The 15,791-nt window shown below is 66.2% G+C and carries 17 protein-coding genes; 10 read left to right on the top strand and 7 right to left on the bottom strand.

Going from position 1 to position 15,791, the window contains the following annotated elements:
• The first annotated feature begins 37 nt into the window (after positions 1-37).
• From ispH to rnhA, 3 genes are read left to right on the top strand one after another with little or no spacing between them, the layout of a single operon-like run.
• Positions 38-1,012 carry a 4-hydroxy-3-methylbut-2-enyl diphosphate reductase gene (gene ispH, locus AC3A5N_RS09745; RefSeq protein WP_487737117.1) on the top strand — a complete coding sequence of 325 codons (975 nt, stop codon included), beginning with the start codon at positions 38-40 and terminating at the stop codon, positions 1,010-1,012.
• A gap of 5 nt (positions 1,013-1,017) precedes the next feature.
• The gene (gene thrB, locus AC3A5N_RS09740) at positions 1,018-1,983 is read left to right on the top strand and encodes a homoserine kinase (RefSeq protein ID WP_487737116.1); all 966 of its coding nucleotides are present in this window, start codon (positions 1,018-1,020) and stop codon (positions 1,981-1,983) included.
• 19 nt (positions 1,984-2,002) lie between these two features.
• Complete coding sequence (rnhA, locus tag AC3A5N_RS09735; protein WP_487737115.1) at positions 2,003-2,452, top strand: ribonuclease HI; 450 nt, start codon at positions 2,003-2,005, stop codon at positions 2,450-2,452.
• A gap of 15 nt (positions 2,453-2,467) precedes the next feature.
• On the opposite strand, the gene AC3A5N_RS09730 is transcribed toward rnhA, so the two are convergent.
• From AC3A5N_RS09730 to AC3A5N_RS09720, 3 genes are all read right to left on the bottom strand, one after another.
• The gene (locus tag AC3A5N_RS09730; RefSeq protein ID WP_487737114.1) at positions 2,468-2,644 is read right to left on the bottom strand and encodes a YegP family protein; all 177 of its coding nucleotides are present in this window, start codon (positions 2,642-2,644) and stop codon (positions 2,468-2,470) included.
• Between the two features lie 69 nt (positions 2,645-2,713).
• Positions 2,714-3,811 (bottom strand): NAD(P)/FAD-dependent oxidoreductase, encoded by a 1,098-nt coding sequence (locus AC3A5N_RS09725; RefSeq protein WP_487737113.1) that lies wholly within the window; start codon positions 3,809-3,811, stop codon positions 2,714-2,716.
• A 7-nt stretch (positions 3,812-3,818) separates the two neighbouring features.
• A complete protein-coding gene (locus tag AC3A5N_RS09720; protein ID WP_487737209.1) occupies positions 3,819-4,715 on the bottom strand; it encodes an alpha/beta fold hydrolase in 897 nt (298 codons plus the stop codon).
• Positions 4,716-4,882: 167 nt separating this feature from the next.
• Between AC3A5N_RS09720 and AC3A5N_RS09715 the strand changes: the two genes are divergently transcribed.
• The 7 genes from AC3A5N_RS09715 (at position 4,883) to AC3A5N_RS09685 (ending at position 12,097) form a co-directional block, all read left to right on the top strand.
• Complete coding sequence (locus tag AC3A5N_RS09715; protein ID WP_487737112.1) at positions 4,883-5,374, top strand: A24 family peptidase; 492 nt, start codon at positions 4,883-4,885, stop codon at positions 5,372-5,374.
• 84 nt (positions 5,375-5,458) lie between these two features.
• Positions 5,459-6,475 (top strand): Flp pilus assembly protein CpaB, encoded by a 1,017-nt coding sequence (gene cpaB / locus AC3A5N_RS09710; protein ID WP_487737111.1) that lies wholly within the window; start codon positions 5,459-5,461, stop codon positions 6,473-6,475.
• Position 6,476: 1 nt separating this feature from the next.
• Positions 6,477-8,099: a type II and III secretion system protein family protein gene (locus AC3A5N_RS09705; RefSeq protein ID WP_487737110.1), complete on the top strand. Its 1,623-nt coding sequence runs from the start codon at positions 6,477-6,479 to the stop codon at positions 8,097-8,099.
• Between the two features lie 14 nt (positions 8,100-8,113).
• Entirely contained in the window at positions 8,114-8,764 is a 651-nt protein-coding gene (locus AC3A5N_RS09700) for a CpaD family pilus assembly protein (RefSeq protein WP_487737109.1), read from the top strand.
• A 2-nt stretch (positions 8,765-8,766) separates the two neighbouring features.
• The gene (locus tag AC3A5N_RS09695; protein WP_487737108.1) at positions 8,767-10,041 is read left to right on the top strand and encodes a CpaE/TadZ family protein; all 1,275 of its coding nucleotides are present in this window, start codon (positions 8,767-8,769) and stop codon (positions 10,039-10,041) included.
• 63 nt (positions 10,042-10,104) lie between these two features.
• Positions 10,105-11,076, top strand: a complete 972-nt coding sequence (locus AC3A5N_RS09690; protein WP_487737107.1) for a type II secretion system F family protein — start codon at positions 10,105-10,107, stop codon at positions 11,074-11,076.
• A 13-nt stretch (positions 11,077-11,089) separates the two neighbouring features.
• Positions 11,090-12,097, top strand: a complete 1,008-nt coding sequence (locus tag AC3A5N_RS09685) for a type II secretion system F family protein (RefSeq protein WP_487737106.1) — start codon at positions 11,090-11,092, stop codon at positions 12,095-12,097.
• A 34-nt stretch (positions 12,098-12,131) separates the two neighbouring features.
• On the opposite strand, the gene AC3A5N_RS09680 is transcribed toward AC3A5N_RS09685, so the two are convergent.
• The 4 genes from AC3A5N_RS09680 to AC3A5N_RS09665 all read right to left on the bottom strand — a co-directional run bounded on the left by AC3A5N_RS09680 (position 12,132) and on the right by AC3A5N_RS09665 (position 15,699).
• Positions 12,132-12,611 carry a MarR family winged helix-turn-helix transcriptional regulator gene (locus AC3A5N_RS09680; RefSeq protein ID WP_487737105.1) on the bottom strand — a complete coding sequence of 160 codons (480 nt, stop codon included), beginning with the start codon at positions 12,609-12,611 and terminating at the stop codon, positions 12,132-12,134.
• 63 nt (positions 12,612-12,674) lie between these two features.
• Positions 12,675-13,544 carry a crotonase/enoyl-CoA hydratase family protein gene (locus AC3A5N_RS09675; RefSeq protein WP_487737104.1) on the bottom strand — a complete coding sequence of 290 codons (870 nt, stop codon included), beginning with the start codon at positions 13,542-13,544 and terminating at the stop codon, positions 12,675-12,677.
• A gap of 103 nt (positions 13,545-13,647) precedes the next feature.
• Positions 13,648-14,433, bottom strand: a complete 786-nt coding sequence (locus AC3A5N_RS09670; protein WP_487737103.1) for an SDR family NAD(P)-dependent oxidoreductase — start codon at positions 14,431-14,433, stop codon at positions 13,648-13,650.
• 93 nt (positions 14,434-14,526) lie between these two features.
• Positions 14,527-15,699 carry an acetyl-CoA C-acetyltransferase gene (locus tag AC3A5N_RS09665; protein WP_487737102.1) on the bottom strand — a complete coding sequence of 391 codons (1,173 nt, stop codon included), beginning with the start codon at positions 15,697-15,699 and terminating at the stop codon, positions 14,527-14,529.
• Between the last annotated feature and the right edge of the window lie 92 nt (positions 15,700-15,791).

The following is a 15,791-nucleotide window of genomic DNA, read 5'->3' as shown; positions in this document are numbered from 1 at the left end:
CTAGCGAGGCGCGCGGCAAAGCGCTAGAGGCGCGGATATGAATGCCCCATTGCAATCCCGCGACCGCGCCGAGGAGCGCGCCGCATTGACCCTGCTGATCGCCGCGCCGCGCGGGTTCTGCGCCGGGGTCGACCGGGCGATCGAGATCGTCGAGCGCGCGCTCGAACGTTACGGGCCGCCCGTCTATGTGCGTCACGAGATCGTCCACAACCGCTACGTGGTCGATTCTCTCAAAGCCAAGGGCGCGGTGTTCGTGGAGGAACTCGATTCGGTGCCCGACGGCGCGCCGGTGGTGTTCAGCGCGCACGGCGTGCCGAAGTCGGTCCCCGCCGAGGCGGGGCGGCGCGGGCTCGACTACCTCGATGCCACCTGCCCGCTGGTGAGCAAGGTCCACCGCCAGGCCGAACGGCAGATCGAGGCCGGTCGCCATATCGTGTTCATCGGCCACAAGGGGCATCCGGAAGTCATCGGCACGATGGGCCAGGTGCCCGAAGGCACGATGACGCTGGTCGAGACCGTCGCCGATGTCGAGGCGCTCGAATTTCCAACAGACCAGCCGCTCGCGTTCCTGACGCAGACGACGCTCTCCGTCGACGACACACGGGCGATCGTCGCAGCGCTTCGGGACAAGTATCCGCACGTCGTGGGCCCGAAGGCGGAAGACATCTGCTATGCGACATCCAACCGCCAGGCGGCGGTCAAGGCGATCGCGCCCGACAGTGATCTCGTCCTCGTGATCGGCGCGCCGAACAGTTCGAACTCGCTGCGGCTGGTCGAAGTCGCCGAGCGCTGCGGCACAGATGCCAAGCTGATCCAGCGCGCGAGCGACATCCGGCCTGAATGGCTCGACGGCGTTCAAACGGTCGGCCTTACCGCCGGCGCCTCCGCCCCGGAGGAACTGGTGCGCGAGGTGGTTGAGCAGCTTTCGCAATGGCGCACGGTCGAGGAACACACGCTCGTTACCACCGAAGAGAAGATGGTGTTCAAGCTGCCGCGCCAGCTCGTCGACTAGCGACAATGGCCGTCTATACCTACCTCGGGGCCGAAGATCTCGCCGATCTGATCGCGCATTATGACGTTGGAACGCTCGTTTCGGCCAAGGGAATTGCCGAAGGCGTGTCGAACAGCAATTGGCTGATCGAAACCGATCGTGGCCGGTTCATCCTGACGATGTACGAACGGCGGATCGATCCGGACGACTTGCCCTTCTTCCTCGGCCTGCTCGATCATCTGTCCGCCGCCGACTGCCCTGTGCCACGTACGATACACGACCGCGACGGCGCGGCGTGGCGGATGCTGGGTGGCAAGGCGGTGGCGCTGATCGAATTTCTCCCGGGCGTCTCGGTCGATCGGCCGACACCTTCTCAGGCGCGGGCGGTCGGCTCGGCGCTCGCGCAGGTCCATCTCGCCTCGTGCGATTTCCCGCTCGAGCGGACCGATCCGCTTGACCCCAGCTTCAACTGGCACACGCTCGAGCGTTGCGGGGAACAGGCGCTGGCATCGATCGACCCGATGTTGCCGGGGACGATAGATATGGCCGGGCGGATAGCCGAGAACTGGCCGGTGGATCTCGACCGCGCGATCATCCATGCGGATCTCTTTCCCGACAACGTGCTGATGCTCGGCAACCGGGTCTCGGGAATGATCGACTTCTACTTCGCATGCAGCGGCGCGATGGCTTACGATCTGGCGGTGACCCATGCCGCCTGGAGCTTCGACGCGCGCGGAGCCAGCTACCGGCCGGAGGTCGGCAAGGCGCTGATCGAGGGTTACGAGGCCGTTCGGCCGCTAGCCTCGCGCGAGCGTCAGGAGATGTCTCTGCTTGCCCAAGGCGCCTGCCTGCGCTTCACGGCGAGCCGCGCCGAGGACTGGCTCGACACGCCGTCCGACGCGCTGGTGACGCGCAAGGACCCGATGGATTTCGCACGGCGCTGGAAGTTCTACGCCGAAGCGGGCGACGCCCCGTTCGCCTCGCGCGGCTGAGGAGGTACGGACGACAGCAATGAAGCAGGTCGAGATCTTTACCGACGGCGCGTGCAAGGGCAATCCCGGCCCGGGCGGCTGGGCCGCGCTGCTGCGCATGGGACGACACGAGAAGGAACTGGCCGGCGCCGAGAGCGACACGACCAACAACCGCATGGAACTGACCGCCGCGATCCGCGGACTTCAAGCGCTGACCGAACCGTGCCGGGTAACGCTCCATTCGGACAGCAAGTACGTGCTCGACGGCATCACCAAGTGGGTCGAAGGCTGGAAGCGACGGGGCTGGACGAACGCCAGCAGGAAGCCCGTCCGCAACGCCGACCTGTGGCACGAGCTGATCGATGCCGCTGCGCGCCACGAGATCGTGTGGCAGTGGGTCAAGGGGCACTCGGGTCACCCCGAGAACGATCGCGTCGACCAACTCGCAAGCGACGAGGCCGAGCGGATCGCGCGCGAGGCGATCCGCTGACCCCGAGCTTCTGCGTCAGCTTTCGTCGGTGGTGCCGGCGCCCGGCCCGTTCTTCTGGATCGATTCGATCGCGTTCTTCGCGCTCGCCTTGCTGGCGTAACCTTCCGTCCAGAAGATCGCCTCCGAGTTGTACATGAAGTAAGCCACGAACTCGCCGGCCTTGTTCTTCTTGATCTTGAAGTGGTGAGCCATCTGTGCGTCGTCTCCTGTCGATTGCGAAGCGCGGGCAGATTAACAAATGATAGCCAGATGGCCAGTGCTTTATCGGCCCAATCGAGCCGGAGAGTAGAGCGCCGGGTCCAACCCCGCCGTCATCTCGTCCCGGGCCGCGCCGAGCAGCAGCTGTGCGCCGAAGCGGGCAGCGGCGGGAGCGGTCTGAATGCCGAAGCCGCCCTGCCCGGCGAACCAGAAGAACGCCGGGTCCACCGGATCGAGTCCGTAGACCGGGCGCCGGTCGGGCGCGAAGCTGCGCAAGCCCGCCCACTTGCGCTCGACGGCCTGGACCCGCCAGTCGACGACTTGCTGAAGGCGGTCAACCGCTTCGGCGACAGCCAGTTCTTCGGGTGCCGCATCGCAGGGTGCGGACGGCGTCTCGTCCTGCGGACTGAGCCAGAGCCGCCCATTCTCGGGCCGGAAGTAGAAGCCGCCCTCGATGTCGAGGACCAGCGGCATATCGTCAGGTGGTGGAGGATCCACGCGAAGTTGCACCACCGTGCGCCGCATCGGGGAGATTCCGGCCGCCGGCACTCCGGCCATTCGGGCAACGCCGTCTGCCCAGGCGCCCGCGGCGTTCACCAGAACGGCAGCTTCGAACTCCGCACCCGCTGAGGCGATCGACCATCCGCCGCCGGCACGTTCGAGGCGCTCGACCCGGGCGTTCGTCCGGAGCGTGCCACCCGCCCGGGCAAAGGCAGCGAGATAATGTGCGTGCAGCCCCGCCACATCGATATCGGAGCAGGCCGGTTCCCACACACCGCCGGTCCACCCCGGACGGAGGCCGGGGATATGCTCCTCGAGCGCTTTACGGCCGATCCGCTCGATGTTCGCACCACGGGCGCTGAAGCGCGCAACGAAGGCATCAAGCGCCGCCGTATCGCTGTCGCGCCCCACGTAGACGGCGCCGCGACGCCTCAGGAATCCGTGGCCGCGCAGGTAGAGGCCGGATGCGAGCGTGAGCGGCACCACCTCCGGGCCGCCGTAGCATTCCTCCCAGAACGCGGCCGAGCGGCCGGTCGCATGGTATCCCGGCCGGTCCTCCGCCTCGAGCACGAGCACGCGCGCATACGGCGCGAGTTCGGCGCCGAGACTGGCCCCAGCCATGCCCGCACCGACGATCGCAATATCGAACCGTTCCGCCAAGCCGGACCTACGCTTTCGGCGGAGCGGTGCGGTCGAGGAATTCGGCAATCGCCTCCATCGCGCGGTCGCGTACGGCGTCGACCTCGCGTAGAATCTCGTGCCGCGCCTCCTTGCCGAACGCGAGCAGTTCGCCATTCGGCAAGCGGCGCGCCGCTGCTTCGATCGCGATCATGTCGACTAGCCGGTCGCTGGTGGTCCCGATCAGGAACACGGGCGTGCGGATCGCCTCGAGCGTGCCCGGCGCATAGAGCAGACGCATCGACTCGTAGGCACGCTCGACCCAGCCCCAGCTTCCCGGCCCCATGACCAGCTCGGGACGCACTTCCCGCCACCACAGCTCGTCCTGATAACGCTCCGCATCGTGGGTGAGCAGGGCCACGCGGGTCGCGGGAACCTCGCCCGGCTTCTCACTCCATTTCCACGCCGGACGCGCGGGATCGCCGAAGCGCAACATCGCCTTAGCCACCCGGTGCATCCAGCTTACCGGAAGAACGCTGCCGAAGAAGCCCAGCATCGGTGCCGACAGGACCACCGCATCGGGATAGGCGCGCTGTTCCGCCACCGTGCGCAGCACCAGATGGCCACCCATCGAATGACCCATGAGCACGTGAGGGCCAGGCGTCTCCGCCTTCCACCGTGTCCACAGATGGGCGAGATCGTCCACCCAGCGCGAGAAGTCGTCGACATGGCCAGTGACGGCGTCGGTGCCCAGCCGGCCCGAGCCCGCCTGCCCGCGCCAGTCCGATGCGGTTACACACCAGCCGGCGCGATGCCATTCCTCCAGAGTCTCGAGATATTTCTCGTAACAGTCGCCCCGCCCCGGAAGGAACAAGATCGAGCCCCGCGGCCGGGCAGCGTGGTCTGGCCAATCGATGCGCCGGATCGCATACTGGTCGGGCGCCATCCAGCGGCTCTCGACCGCGTGCGGTGGGATCGCGCGGCGGTCGATCGCGTCACGGTTCACATCGGCTTCCTGCACCTGGCTAACGCCGCCCTCCTGCGGATGGTTACTCTTTGGTAAGCCATCTTCTGTAGCACCGGCGCCTGACGGGGGACCATGGGGGGATTTCGATGCCGGACGGCTATTTCCACTACGGGCTGCTCGTAGCCTTGGCAATCGCCCTGGTTATTGCAGCGTTTACCGATCTTCGCAGGCGACAGATCGACAACTGGCTCACCGGTGCGATCGCGCTCGGCGCACCGCTGTTCTGGTGGGCCAGCGGGATTTCACTGTGGCCGGGGGTGGCGATCCAGCTCGGCGTGGCGCTCGCCGCCTTCGCGGTGCTCGCCGGCCTCTTCGCGCTGCGCATGATGGGCGGCGGCGACGTGAAGCTGCTGACCGCTCTGGCCCTGTGGATAGAGCCCGGCCTGTTCCTGCAACTGCTGATTGTCATGGCGCTGGCAGGCGGGGTCCTGACCATCGTGCTCGGCGCCTGGCATGTCCTGCGGCGCCAGCGTGACCGGCTCGCAATCCCCTATGGCGTGGCGATCTCCGCCGGCGGCCTCTGGGTCTTGGGCATTCACTACCTCCCGGCAGCCGCAACCGCTGCCAATTTGGGGTGAACTCCATTTTAACCAGTTCGATTCTAGGACGAAATCTGGACTCGCCCGCAATCTGCCGGGCATGACGAGGGGGCTTCAAAAGCCATGGACAGGAAGAAGCTGGTTCTGCTGCTCGGCGCGCTGGTCATTGCGATCGGCACGGCGCTGGCGGCCCGCAGCATGTTTGCCGGGGCCGCCGCGCCCCAGGCCGAAGCCGCACCGCCGGTGCCCCAGGGACCGCGCGTGCTGGTCGCCCAGCGAGGCCTGCCGGCCGGCACGATCATTACCGCCGACGCGCTCGCCTTCCAGACGTGGCCCGAGGATCTCGTCCAGGATGCCTACTTCCTGGACGGCGAAGCCGACATTTCCAAGCTGCTCGGCACCGTCGTGCGCTTGCCGATCACTGCTGGCGAACCGGTCACCCAGGGCTCGCTGGTGAAGCCGGGCGACAGCGGCTTCCTCGCCGCCGCGCTTGGCCCCGGCATGCGCGCCGTCACCGTGCCGGTGTCCGCGCAGACCGGTGTGGCCGGTTTTGTCTTCCCGGGCGATCGCATCGACCTCATGTTGACGCAGACCGTCAAGGGCGACGAGGGCCAGTCTCTCAAGGCATCGGAAACGATCCTGCGCAACCTGCGCGTGCTCGCAACCGACCAGTCGACCACGCAGGAGATCGTTGACGGCCAGACGGTGGTTCGCGCATTCCGAACGGTGACGATCGAGGTTACGCCCAAGATCGCCGAGAAGGTCGCCGTGGCGCAGACCATCGGCACGCTGAGCCTTTCGCTGCGCTCCATTGCCGACAACCAGTCCGAGCTTGAGCGCGCGGTCGCGGCCGGCGAGATCAAAATTCCCGACGATGCGACGCCCGAGGAAGAGGAAAAGCTGCTGCGCCAGGCGATGGCTCGCCCCATCGACCAGAGCTCGTCTTACGTGACAGGCGGCGACGTCTCGCGCTTCCAGCGTTCCTCGATGCCCGCGGCGCGCCCGACGATGTCCGGCCCCGCTTCGATGGACATGCCCCGGTCGGGCCCCGAGGGCGAAGCCGCCCCGGTCCGCAGTGGCCCGAGCGTGCGCGTCACCCGCGGCAAGACGACGGTCGAAGTTCCGGTCGGGAAGAACTGACATGCGCCGCATCCACGCATTTTCCGCCTGCCGCAGCCGCGGCGTGCAATCGAGGGGCAAGATGATGAAACGCCGCCTTATCGCAACCGCGCTGTTTGCCGGTGTCGCGCTGGCCCCGATCGGGAGCCTGCCCGCGAACGTCGCCACTGCGCAGACCATTTCCACGCCCGCACAGAGCATCGTGCTCTCGATCGGCCGCGGCGAACTGATCAACGTGCCGGGCTCCATGGCCGACGTCTTCATCGCCAACGAGGCGATCGCCGACGTTCAGGTGAAGTCGCAGCGCCAGCTCTTCGTGTTCGGCAAGTCGGGCGGCGAGACCACGATCTACGCCAGCAACGCCGCGGGCGACATCATCTGGTCGGCCAACGTTCGCGTCGGATCGAACATCGACAGCATTCCCCAGATGCTCGCGCTCGCCATGCCCGAGGCGGAGATTTCCGTCGCGACGATGGGCACCAACACCGTGCTGCTGACGGGCACTGTCGCCGCGCCGGAAGACGCTGCCGAGGCCGAGCGCCTCGTCCAGGCTTTCGTCGGCGAAGAAACCAACGTGATCAGCCGCCTCAAGATGGCGACGCCGCTGCAGGTCAACCTGCAGGTTCGCTTTGCCGAGGTAAGCCGTTCGCTGGTCCGCGCAATCGGTGCCAACCTGGCCAGCTTCGATGGCACCAACGGCTTCAAGTTCGGTGTGACGACCGGCCGCTCACCCTTCCCTCAGTATGCGCCCGGGGGCGGTGTATTCACGGGAGTGACGGAGGCCACGGAGGGCTCGTCCGTCGTGACCGGCATGGAAGGCGGCACGACGCTCGCGGGCTTCGGCCGCTTCCTCGGCCTCGATCTTGCTGGCGCTCTCGATCTCGCCGAACGGAACGGCCTGCTAACCACGCTGTCGCAGCCAAATCTCACCGCGCTTTCGGGGGAGACGGCAGAGTTCCTCGCCGGCGGAGAGTTTCCCATTCCGATCAGCCAAGGTCTCGGCACCACGGCGATCGAATACCGCAAGTTCGGCGTCAGCCTCGCCTATACACCGGTCGTGCTGGCGAACGGGCGCATCTCGATCCGTGTGCGACCCGAAGTCTCCGAGCTGTCGAGCCAGGGCGCAGTGATGATGGACAATTTCCAGATTCCCGCGCTCACCATTCGGCGTGCCGAGACCACCGTTGAGTTGGGCTCGGGCCAGAGCTTCATGATCGCCGGCCTGATGAGCAACAGCGCGCAGAATTCGATCGACAAGGCCCCCGGCCTCGGCGACGTGCCGATCCTCGGCAACCTGTTCCGCTCGCGCCAGTTCCGCAAGGGCGAAACCGAGTTGGTCATCGTTGTCACGCCCTATCTGGTGAACCCGGTCGACGCGAACGACATCAAGCTGCCGACCGACGGCTTCCACGCCTCGAACGAAATCGAGCAGTTGCTGGGCTACCAGGAGAACGCCGGCGTAAGCGGTGAGGCCCGTCCGGCCCCAAGCGCGGTCGAGCGCGAGGCGCCGGAGCCGGATATCTCGCGGATCGATCCGCAGGCCGTGCTGCCGGAATCCGGCAGTCGCCCGGAGCGGCTGCCGGAATCCGGCAGTCGCCCGGAGCGCCGCGCAGACAGCGCCGCCCCCGGCTTCAGCCTGAAGTGAGAAAGGTGATCACGATGCCCAAGGCTATCAATCGCAAATTGGCGGGCGCGGTCGCCCTCTCGCTCGGCCTGTCACTCGCGGCGTGCGGCGGAATGCCCGAGAACCGCAGTCTCTATTCGACGAAGCAGCCGGTGGTCGAAAGGACCAACTACGTGCTCGACGTTCAGGCGAACGCTGGCGGCTTGCCGATTTCCGAACAGCAGCGCCTTGCCGAATGGTTCGACGTGATGGACCTTCGCTACGGCGATCGTGTCGCGATCGACGATCCTGTCGGCAGCGGCGCGACCCGCGAAGCGGTCGCCAAGCTGGCCGCACGCCGCGGCATCCTGCTTAGCGAAGGTGCACCGGTGACCGCCGGCTATGTCGAACCAGGGCGTGCCCGCATCGTCATCACCCGATCGAGTGCCCATGTCGCGGGTTGCCCCGACTGGTCCGCCAAGTCGGACATGAACTACACCAACGCGACCTCGCCCAACTACGGGTGCGCCGTGAACAGCAACATGGCCGCGATGATCGCCAACCCCGAAGACCTGATCAGCGGTCAGAAGGGCACCGGCGAGACTGTCGTCATGAGCTCGAGCAAGGCCATCAACAGCTACCGCGAACAGGCACCGACAGGCGAAGGCGGCCTGACGGCGTCGAGCACCGGTACCGGAGGAAACTGAGCATGAACGCCCCTTGGAAAGCTGGCGGAAACCGCGACCCGTTCGCTGCCTTCATCTGCGACGAGGCTGCGCTGGACGTGCTCCGGCCGGTGGTCGTCGAAATGGGTTGGCAGCCGGAGAAATGCGCCAAGGGCGGCCTTCGCAACGCCGTGCAGTCGCTCTCGGTCACCGCGAGCCCGAACATCCTGCTGGTCGATCTGTCCGAAAGCGGCGACCCGCTGAACGACATCAACGCGCTGGCCGAGGTCTGCGAACCGGGTACGGTCGTCATCGCGATCGGCCAGGTCAACGACGTGCGGCTCTATCGCGATCTTCTGGCGAGCGGCATTCATGACTACCTGCTCAAGCCCCTGTCTGCCGGACAGCTGCGCGATGCGTTCAATCATGCGCAGGCAGTGTTCGCTGCTCCCCGCGCGAGCGATCCCGAGGCGGCCAAGCGGCACATCTCGACCGCCGTCGTCGGCACGCGCGGCGGGGTGGGCGCTTCGACGCTGGCGACATCGCTCGCCTGGCTGTTCAGCACCGATCACAAGCTGCCGACCGCGCTGCTCGATCTCGACGTGCATTTCGGCACTGGCGCGCTGGCGCTCGACCTCGAGCCCGGCCGAGGTCTGACCGACGCGATCGACAACCCGAGCCGCATCGACGGCCTGTTCATCGAGCGCGCGATGATCCGCGCGAACGACAATCTCGCGATCCTCTCGGCCGAAGCGCCGATCAGTGCCCCGCTGATGACCGACGGATCCGCCTTCGTGCAACTGGAGGAGGAGTTCCGCCAAGCGTTCGAGATGACGGTGATCGACCTGCCGCGTAACATGCTGATCAACTTCCCGCACCTGCTGGCGGAAGTGAACGTCGTGGTGCTCGCCACCGAGATGACCCTCGCGTCGGCGCGCGACACGATCCGCATTCTCTCGTGGCTGAAAGCCAACGCCGCGCATGCGCAGCCGATCGTCGTGGCGAACAAGGTACAGACGGCGATTGCCGAGATCAGCAAGGCCGACTTCGAAGCGTCGATCGAGCGCCAGATCGATTTCACGGTACCTTACGATGCCAAGACGGCGGCCAATGCCGCCAAGCTGGGGCAGACGTTCGTCGACGCGAGCCCGGCCAGCAAGGCGGCCGTAGCCATACGGCAGGTGGCCGAGCGCGTGCTCGGCGCAAGCGACGAAGGGCTGGAGGACGGCGCGTCGGAGAAGAAGTCGCTGCTCGGCAGCTTCGATTTCAAATCGCTGCTGGTGAAGAAGGACAGGAAGGTCGCGGCCGCGGTAGATTGACCGTGCGTGACCTCGCCGCGGCGCCACAGCCGCGACGCGAGCCAGGAAGGGCAGGACACGAGCATGAACATCATCCAGCTCCTGCTGGTCGGTTGTGGGCTGATGAGCCTTATGGTCATCGGCTACATGCTGCTGGCCGGGCCTTCGGCCGCCAAGGAGGCGCAGCGGCGCATGGAGGCGCTACGCTACCGCCATTCCGAGAGCACCGACACCAAGGTTGAATCGCAGCTCAAGAAAGCCATCGCGGCGCGCAAGCCCAGGATGCACAAGGTTGCAGGGTCGGAATCGCGAACGGAAGCGCTCGCGCTCAGGCTCGACCGGACCGGCAAGAACTGGACCGTCACGCAGTACGTCTACGCGTCGCTCGGCATCGCGCTCGCCATCGCGGTGATCGTGTACCTGCGTTCGGGCGCGGCGGTTCTTTCGCTCGGCATCGGCCTGCTTCTCGGCGCGGGGATTCCCCATATCGCCGTGGGCCACTTCATCAAGAAGCGGACCAACGCCTTCAACGCGAGGTTTCCCGACGCGATCGAACTGCTGGTGCGCGGCCTGCGATCGGGTCTGCCGGTCACGGAAACGCTGCAGGTGGTGGCGCAGGAAGTTCCCGGCCCCGTCGGGATCGAATTCAAGGGCGTGGTCGAGCGGATCAAGATCGGACGCTCGATGGAAGAGGCCCTGCAGGACACCGCCGACCGGCTCGGCATTCCGGAGTTCAACTTCTTCTGCATCGCACTGGCAATCCAGCGGGAAACCGGCGGCAACCTCGCCGAAACGCTGGGCAACCTTGCCGACGTGCTGCGCAAGCGCGCGCAGATGAAGCTGAAGATCCGCGCGATGAGCTCGGAATCCAAGGCCTCGGCCTACATCGTCGGCGCGCTGCCGTTCATCGTCTTCGCCATGATCTGGTGGATCAACCCCGGCTACATCGGCGGCTTTTTCGAGGACGACCGGCTGATCGTCACCGGCCTCGGCGGACTGGTATGGATGTCGATCGGCGGCTTCATCATGGCCAAGATGGTCAGCTTCGAGATCTGAGCGAGGACAGGACATGCCCGACACGCCCGCCGGCCCAACTCTCCTCGGTTTCGACGTCATTCTCGTCGGCTCGATCCTCGCCGGGATCGCCGCGCTCGCCGTGCTGTTAGCCATCTACGCCGCTCTCACGGTCAAGGATCCGATGGCGCGCCGCGTAAAGGCGCTTAACGCCCGACGCGACGAGCTGAAGGCCGGCATCGTCAAGGCCAATGCCCGCAAGCGCCAGAGCCTCCTCCACAAGACCGAGGGGACCGAGAAACTCAAGGATACGCTGGCCGGGATGAAGGTCCTCCAGCAAAGCCAGATCGAGGTCATCCAGCAGCAGCTCGCCCACGCCGGCTACCGCAACAAGGAACTGGCGGTCTACGTCATCGCGGGCCGCATCCTGCTGCCGCTGCTGCTCGGCGGGCTCGGCATCACCCTGATCTACGTGATCGACTACTTCCCCGACTGGGGCGTGATGAAGCGCACCGGCGCCATGGGCGTGCTCCTGTTCGCGGGCTACAAGGCACCGGAGATTTTCCTCAAGAACAAGGCGACCAAGCGGACGGACGCGATCCGTAAAGGCCTCCCCGACGCGCTCGATCTGCTGGTGATCTGCGCGGAGGCGGGCCTGACGGTCGATGCCGCCTTCAACCGGGTCGCCAAGGAACTGGGCCGCGCCTACCCTGAGCTCGGCGACGAGTTCGCGCTGACTGCGATCGAGCTTTCGTTCCTCACCGAACGCAAGATGGCGTTCGACAATCTCGCCTATCGCGTGGACCTGGAATCGGTGCGCGGCGTGGTGACGACGATGGTGCAGACCGAACGATACGGCACTCCGCTCGCATCTGCGCTGCGCGTGCTCTCGGCCGAATTCCGCAACGAGCGCATGATGCGCGCGGAGGAGAAAGCCGCGCGCCTGCCCGCGATCATGACCGTGCCGCTGATCCTGTTCATCCTGCCGGTGCTGTTCATCGTGATCCTGGGCCCTGCGGCTTGCTCGATCAGCGATGCCTTCGCAACCAACCCCGGACGGTAAACGGATCGCCCGACACCCGGTCGGCAGAGGGGCGTTAGAGGTTTTCGCTCGCCGGATCGAGGGCGCCCGCCTGTTCGCGCACGCGAGTGAGGAGCCGGACGAACGTCTCGCACTCGACCGCTGAGAACGAAGCGAAAAGCTGCTGCTCCATCTGCAGGGCCAGGGGCATGATCCGGTCGTAGATCGAGCGACCCTGTGCGGTGAGTTCGAGATGGTGCGAGCGGCCGTCGGTGGCGTTGGGTTCGCGTTCCACGAACCCGCGCTCAGCCAGCGTGCGGCACGCGCGGTTGACGGCGACCTTGTCCATGAGCGTGCGCTCCGTCAGCTCGCGCTGCGTCGCCGGCCCCGTGTCCCCGAGCACAGCCATGATCCGCCATTCGGGGATCTTAAGATCGAACCGGTCGCGGTAGATCTCCGCAATGCGGTTGCTGACCGCGTTCGACGCGATGGAGAGCTGATAGGGCAGGAAACGGTCGAGCTGGAGCCGGCCGGGGCGATCGTCGGGTTCGGTCATGGAACTCGTTTCTAGTGCAACCGCCTGCGTTGACAACCGGGCCCGGGTGCTTGCCTGCGGTTATTAGTAATCGGGCTCGTCCCACCACGGGTAGAAGTCCGGCATGTCGCGCGAAGGCTTCATCGGAAACTCCGGCATCCGCTTGTCGAGGAAGCTGGCCACGCCTTCGGCGGCGTCGGGTGTCCTCGCCATGCGGTAGATCGCGCGGCTGTCGATCCGGTGCGCCATCATCGGGTGCTCCGCGGCGGACAGCCGCCACATCATCGCCCGCGTCAGCGCAATCGACACCGCCGAGGTGTGCTCCGCAATCTCGCGCGCTAGCGCCCTCGCCTCGCCCATCAGCTTGTCCTCCGGATGGACCGAGCGCACCAGCCCCGCTGCGAGCGCTTCCTGCGCATCGAAGATCCGGCCGGTGTAGGTCCACTCGAGCGCCTGCTGGATGCCAACGAGCCGCGGCAGGAACCAGCTCGAGCACGCCTCCGGCACGATCCCGCGCCGTGCGAAGACGAACCCGTACCGTGCCGTCTCCGCCGCCAGGCGAATGTCCATCGCGAGTTGCATAGTCGCGCCGATGCCCACGGCGGCGCCGTTGCACGCAGCGATCAGTGGCTTGGTCGAATTGAACAGGCGCAGGGTCACTTGCCCGCCACCGTCGCGCACGAGCGGGTCCGACAGGTCCTCAACCGCTTCGTTGCTAGCGAACGGCTTCGCACCGTCCTCCGGCGTGAGATCGGCGCCGGCGCAGAACGCGCGGTCGCCGTGCCCAGTGAAGATCACCGCGCGTACCGCGTCATCGGCGTCGATCGCATCCATCGCCGCGATGATTTCCGCCATCATCGTGCGGGTGAAGGCATTCATCTTCTCCGGCCGATGGAGCGTGACCGTCGCAATGCCGTCGTCGATGTCCAGTTTGATCTGCGTGAACTCGGGCATTGCTTCCTCCCTGCACCTTGCGCGAACCAGGCGCAGGCTGGGCCTCCCCCGATCTCACGCGAGCTGAGGGAGGCCCCTGCCTGCGCAGGGGCTCATACCATCGTCACCGCGGCGCCATCCGGATCCCGCCGTCGAGCCGCACGTCCTCGCCGTTGAAGTAACCGGTCTCGATCATGCACAGCGCCAGTTTGGCGTATTCCTCGGGGTTGCCGAGCCGCTTGGGGAACGGAACCGAGGCGGCCAGCGCCTCCTTCACCTGCGGCGGTGCGGCGTTCATCAGCGGAGTATTGAAGATGCCCGGCAGGATCGTGTTCACCCGGATACCCTCACCCATGAGGTCGCGTGCGATCGGCAGCGTCATGCCGATCACGCCGCCCTTCGACGCGGAATACGCGGCCTGGCCGATCTGCCCGTCCTCACCTGCGACGCTGGCCGTGTTAACGATCGCACCGCGGTCGCCGTCCTCCGACAGCGGATCAAGCGTCATCATGCCCGCCGCCGACTTGGCGATGCAGCGGAAGGTGCCGACGAGGTTGATCTGGATCACCCAGTTGAACGCGTCGAGCGGGAAGTGACTGATCTCGCCCGTCTGCCTGTCGCGCTTGGCAGTCTTGATCGCGTTGCCGACGCCGGCGCAGTTGACCAGGATCCGCTCCTGCCCGTGCGCTTCGCGGGCCTTGGCGAAGGCCGCGTCGACCGAAGCCTCGTCGGTCACGTTGCATTCGCAGAACACGCCGCCGATCTCCGCGGCGACTTTCTTCCCCTTCTCCTCCTGCAGATCGAAGATCGCGACCTTGGCGCCCTTCGCCGCGAGCGCTCGCGCCGTCGCTTCGCCGAGGCCCGAGGCGCCGCCGGTGACGACCGCGGGAGTGTTGCTGCCGATTTCCATTCTTGTCTTCCTCTCTAGCGTGAGGCCCAGCCTAAGCTGGGACCTCGTTTCATCTGGCGGGAGGCCTAGTCTGCGCTGAGGCTCGCGCAGCTCTCAGAGCGCTTCCACGATCGTCACGTTGGCGACGCCGCCGCCCTCGCACATCGTCTGCAGACCATACTTCTTGCCGCGCGCCCTCAGCGCGTGGACGAGAGTCGCCATCAGCTTGGTGCCCGAGGCGCCCAGCGGATGGCCGAGCGCGATCGCGCCGCCGTTGGCGTTGAGCCGCTCCGGATCCGCACCCGTATGCTTGAGCCACGCGAGCGGCACTGAAGCGAAGGCTTCGTTCACTTCATAAAGATCGATGGCGTCGATTTTCATGCCCGCCCGCCGCAACGCGCGGTCAGTTGCGAACAGCGGTTCTTCCAGCATGATGACCGGGTCACCCGCCGTGACGGTGAGGTTCACGATCCGTGCGAGCGGGGTCAGGCCCTGTTCCTTCAGGACTTTCTCTGACACGATCAGCACCGCGCTGGAACCGTCGCAGATCTGGCTGGCCGTGGCCGCCGTGATCGTGCCGCCCTCGCTGAGCAGCTTGACGCCGGCGATGCTCTCCAGCGTCGCGTCGAAGCGGATCCCTTCGTCAACGGTGTGCATCTGCGGCCCGTCTGGGGTCTCGATCTCGACCGGCACGACCTCGGCCTCGAAAGCGCCCGCCCGGGTTGCAGCGATCGCCTTCTCGTGGCTTGCGAGAGCGAAGCGGTCGAGATCATCCTTCGTGAAGCCGTGCTTCTCGACGATCATCTCCGCGCCCATGAACTGCGACCACAGGACGCCGGGGTACTTCTCCTCCAGCCCCGGCGACTTGTAGGTGCCCAGCCCTTCCTTCATGTGGAACGTCAGGTTCGAGCCCATGGGCACGCGGCTCATGCTTTCCACACCGCTCGCGATGACCACGTCCTGCGTGCCGCTCATCACCGCCTGCGCGGCGAACTGGACCGCCTGTTGGCTTGATCCACACTGCCGGTCGATCGTGACCGCCGGCGTGGATTGCGGCAGCATCTTCGATGCCAGCACAGCGTTGCGCCCGACGTGCATCGACTGCTCGCCCGCCTGGGTCACGCAGCCCATGATCACATCGTCGACGCTCTTAGGATCGATCCCCGTGCGCTCCACCAGCGCATCGAGCGACTTCGCCGCCAGATCGACCGGATGAACCCCAGCCAACCGCCCGCCGCGGCGTCCCCCGGCCGTACGAACGGCGTCGACGATGTAAGCAGTGGTCATTCCGCTCTCCCGGTTTCGATTTGCCACTGGCGTATGGTTAGTTTCCGTTTGCGTCAAGCTAGCCGCTGCTATTGCCGGCGACCGTTCTTGCC

The sequence above is a fragment of the Pelagerythrobacter sp. Soil_C_18 genome (assembly GCF_057657235.1).
This window is presented reverse-complemented; position numbering and strand designations above follow the sequence as displayed.